General features: G+C 74.9%; 2 protein-coding genes. Both read left to right on the top strand.

Features of this window, described 5'->3' with window-relative positions; genetic code table 11:
• Positions 1–141 precede the first annotated feature (141 nt).
• Positions 142–1,074, top strand: a complete 933-nt coding sequence (locus ACTUAL_RS03000; protein ID WP_440899184.1) for a phytoene/squalene synthase family protein — start codon at positions 142–144, stop codon at positions 1,072–1,074.
• A gap of 65 nt (positions 1,075–1,139) precedes the next feature.
• Positions 1,140–2,117 (top strand): DUF5914 domain-containing protein, encoded by a 978-nt coding sequence (locus tag ACTUAL_RS02995; RefSeq protein ID WP_096494935.1) that lies wholly within the window; start codon positions 1,140–1,142, stop codon positions 2,115–2,117.
• The last annotated feature ends 46 nt before the right edge of the window (positions 2,118–2,163 follow it).

Below are 2,163 nucleotides of genomic sequence, written 5' to 3'. Positions count from 1 at the left end.
GGGTTGGGATGAGCTAAGCAGCGCCCCCAGCGCCCCGCACAACGAACGCCGCCGTTGTGCGGGGGACACCACAGCGCCCTAGCGTGATGCGCACCATCGCCCGCCAGGCGCTCCACCCCCGCGGAAGGACCCGTCCCCACCATGTCCGTCGACCGAGAACTCGACGCCGCCGACGTGCGAGACCCGCTGCTGCGCGACGCCTACCGGCGCTGCCGGGAGCTGAACGCCGAGCACGGGCGCACCTACTACCTGGCGACCCGGCTGCTCCACCGCGAGCAGCGGCCCGCCGTGCACGCCCTCTACGGCTTCGCCCGCTGGGCCGACGACGTGGTCGACGAGGTGCACGACGGCCGCACCGCGCGCGAGCGGGCGGCGGGACTGTCCGAAGTGGACCGGGCGCTGACGGAGGGGCTCGAGGCCGGGCGCAGCGAGCACCCGGTGGTGGCGGCCGTGGTGGACACCGCCCGCCGCTACGACATCGACCGGGCCCACTTCACCGACTTCCTGCACTCGATGCGGATGGACCTGACCGTCGCCGACTACGCCACCTACGACGACCTCGCCGAGTACGTGCACGGCTCGGCCGCCGTGATCGGCCTGCAGGTGCTGCCGGTGCTGGGCACGGTCGTGCCGCGCGCCGAGGCGGAGCCCGCGGCGGCGGCGCTGGGCGTGGCGTTCCAGCTGACCAACTTCCTGCGCGACGTCGGCGAGGACCTGGACCGGGGGCGGGTGTACCTGCCGCTGGACGAGCTGGCCGCGTTCGGCGTTGACCGGGAGCTGCTGGAGTGGGCGCGCCGCCGCGACCGCACCGACCCGAGGGTGCGCAAGGCGCTGGCGCACCAGGTCGCGCGGGCCCGGTCGGTGTACCGGCAGGCCGAGCCGGGCATCGCGATGCTGGCCCCGCGCTCGCGGCCGTGCGTGGCGACCGCGTACCGGCTGTACGGGCGCATCCTGGACCTGATCGAGGACGCGGACTACGACGTGCTGTCCCGGCGGGTCGTGGTGTCCACCGGGCGGCGGCTGGCGATCGCGCTGCCCGCGCTGGCCAAGGCGGCGGTGGCGCGGTCGGCCTGAAGGGGCCGCCGGTCCTGAGAGTCCTGTTCCACCCTGAAGTCAGACCTGACCTGGAGGAGGTGCCGATGCCCTACCGGATGCCGCTGCGCCGCTTCAGCGCGCGCCCGTGGCCCGAGCAGGAGCCGACCTGGCGCGACGCGAAGCCCGCGCTGATCGAGGCCGCGCTCAAGCGGGCCACCGCCCGCCCGTCCGGCAACTGGTACGTGGTGGGCGCGAGCCGCGAGATCACCGCGGACCGCCCGTTCGGCCGGTCGATCGGCGGGACCGAGGTGGTGCTGTGGCGCGGCGAGGACGGCGGGCTGCTGGCGGGGCCGGGGTCCTGCCCGCACCTGGGCGCGCCGCTGTGCGACGGGGCGGTGCACGCGGGCAAGGTGGTGTGCCGCTGGCACGGCCTCGCGCTGGGGAGCGGGAAGTTCGGCGGCTGGAGCCCGTACCCGGCGCACGACGACGGGGTGCTGGTGTGGGTGCGGCTGGACGCGCTCGGCGGCGAGGAGCCGCTGCCCGAGCCGGTGCTGCCGGAGCGCCCGCCCGCGCCGTTCGTGGACGCGGTGGCGACCCTGGTCGGGCGCTGCGAGCCGGACGACGTGATCGCGAACCGGCTGGACCCCTGGCACGGCGCGTGGTTCCACCCGTACTCGTTCGCGAACCTGTCCGTGCTGGAGACGCCGACCGAGGAGCAGGACCGGTTCCTGGTCGAGGTGACGTTCAAGGTCGCGGGCAAGGTCGGGGTGCCGGTGATCGCCGCGTTCAGCTGCCCGGAGCCCAGGACGATCGTGATGCACATCGTGGAGGGCGAGGGCTCGGGCAGCGTCGTGGAGACGCACGCGACGCCGCTGTCGCCCGGCCGCGACGGCGCGGCCCGCACGGCCGTGGTGGAGGCGACGATCGCGCACTCGGACCGGTCCGGCTTCGGGGTGGCCCGCACGGTCGCGCCGGTGATCCGGCCGCTGATGCGGATGGCCGCCGCGCGGTTGTGGCGCGACGACCTCGACTACGCGGAGCGGCGCTACGCCTTGCGCAGCAAGGGCTTGTTCCCCGGCTGAACCGGGAGCGGTGGCGGGCGGAAAGGGCTTTCCCCAACGGGGGGAA

It is taken from the genome of Actinosynnema sp. (assembly GCF_052038725.1).
This window is presented reverse-complemented; position numbering and strand designations above follow the sequence as displayed.